1 protein-coding gene is annotated in these 2,273 nt (G+C 68.4%); it reads left to right on the top strand.

The annotated features are described in order from the left end of the window. A partial coding sequence (locus tag B9S57_RS22910; protein ID WP_146057791.1) for a type I polyketide synthase occupies window positions 1-2,273 on the top strand: 2,273 nt, incomplete at both ends.

Raw genomic sequence — 2,273 nt, 5'->3', positions numbered from 1 at the left:
GCGCGGGCTCGGTTCGTGGCGTGTGATGTGGCTGATCGTGTGGCGTTGGCGGGGGTGTTGGACGGTGTGGAGGCCGGGCACCCGCTGACGGGTGTGGTGCATACCGCCGGCGTCTTGGATGACGGTGTGGTGTCGTCGCTGACGTCGGAGCGGTTGTCGGCGGTGTTGCGGCCGAAGGTTGATGCGGCGTGGAATCTGCATGAGTTGACGCGCGACATGGATCTGTCGATGTTCACGCTGTTCTCTTCTGCTGCGGCGACGCTGGGGTCGTCGGGGCAGGCGAATTATGCGGCGGCGAACGCGTTTGTTGATGCGTTGGCCGAGGTTCGGCGGGCTGATGGGCTGGTGGGTCTGTCGCTGGGCTGGGGGCCCTGGGCGGAAGGCGGGATGCTCGGGCGTCTCGACGCCGCCGACCTTCAGCGCATGGCCCGCGCCGGCCTGCCTGCACTTACGGCCGATCAGGGTGTCGCCCTGTTCGACGCCGCAGAGACGACCGGGCAGGCTGCGGTTCTTCCGCTACGTCTCGATCTCCCGGTCCTGCGCCAGGGCGCTGCCTCCAACGGTGTGGCCCCGCTGCTGCAAGGCCTCGTACGCGTGTCGGGACGCCGCGTCGCGAAGTCCGGGGCGGTCGAATCGGTTCTTGCCGACCGTCTGCGAGGCATGGAGGAGGCAGAACGAGTCCGACTGTTCCTGGACCTCGTGCGAGGTGAAGTCGCACTCGTACTCGGGCATGCGTCAGGGGACTCGGTCACCTCCGGGCAAGCGTTCAAGGAGCTGGGCTTCGACTCGCTGACTGCCGTCGAGCTCCGAAACCGTTTGAACGAGGTGACCGGACTCCGTCTGCCCGCCACGCTGATCTTCGACTACCCCACTCCGGAGTCGCTCGCCGAGTACATCCACGACGAGCTCGTAGGCGGCCAGGACGAGCTGAGCCGGAATGTTGCTGCTGTCGGCCACGCCCTGGACGACGATCCCATCGCGATCGTCGGCATGAGTTGCCGGTACCCCGGCGGCGTCCTCAGTCCCGAGGATCTCTGGCAGTTGACGATCGGTGGAGGCGACGGCGTCGCACCGTTTCCCACGGACCGGGGGTGGGACCTGAACGGCGTCTACGACCCCGACCCGGACAACCGGACTGCCTCGTACACCGCGGAGGGCGGCTTCCTGTACGACGCGGGGCAGTTCGACCCGGCGTTCTTCGGCATCTCCCCCCACGAGGCGCTGGCGATGGACCCACAGCAGCGCCTGCTGCTGGAGGCCACCTGGGAGGCGTTCGAGCGTGCGGGCATCGACCCGGGCACACTGCGCGGGAGCCGGACCGGTGTGTATGCGGGCATGATGTACCACGACTACGCATCGCAGACCGCCTCCGTGCCGGAAGGCGTTGACGGATTCCTGGGCATCGGCACCTCGGGCAGTGTCCTGTCGGGACGGGTGGCGTACACCTTCGGTCTCGAGGGGCCGACCATGACCATCGACACGGCTTGCTCGTCATCGTTGGTCGCCCTGCACCTGGCCGCTCAGGCCCTGAGGTCCGGCGAGTGCACGATGGCGCTGGCCGGGGGCGTGACGGTGATGTCCACTCCGGGCGCCTTCATCGAATTCAGCCGTCAGGGCGGCCTGGCTTCGGATGGCCGGTGCAAGTCCTTCTCCGCGAGTGCGGACGGCACCGGGTGGTCCGAGGGCGTGGGCATGCTGCTGGTTGAGCGGCTCTCCGACGCGCGGCGTAACGGTCACCCTGTGCTCGCTCTCGTGCGGGGGTCAGCCGTGAACCAGGACGGAGCGTCGAACGGTCTGACGGCGCCGAACGGTCCGTCCCAGCAGCGGGTGATCCGGCAGGCTCTTGCCGACTCCGGCCTGTCGGCCTCCCAAGTGGACGCCGTGGAGGCGCACGGTACGGGTACGACGCTGGGTGACCCGATCGAGGCGCAGGCCCTGCTGGCGACGTACGGGCAGGAGCGGCCGGAAGGGCGGCCGCTGTGGCTGGGGTCGCTGAAGTCGAACCTCGGACACACGCAGGCCGCGGCTGGTGTGGCCGGGATCATCAAGATGGTGATGGCGATGCGGCACGGTGTGCTGCCGCAGACGCTGCACGTGGACGAGCCGACGCCACAGGTCGACTGGGAGTCCGGGGACGTCCAGCTGCTGACCGAGCCGCGTGAATGGCCCGAGACGGGCGAACCGCGACGGGTCGGCGTCTCGTCCTTCGGCGTCAGTGGTACGAACGCACATGTCATCCTGGAGCAGCCTTCTGAGACAGCGGTGACGGACGC

This window comes from Streptomyces sp. SM10 (assembly GCF_002910915.1).
Taxonomy (GTDB): Bacteria; Actinomycetota; Actinomycetes; order Streptomycetales; family Streptomycetaceae; genus Streptomyces.
This window is presented reverse-complemented; position numbering and strand designations above follow the sequence as displayed.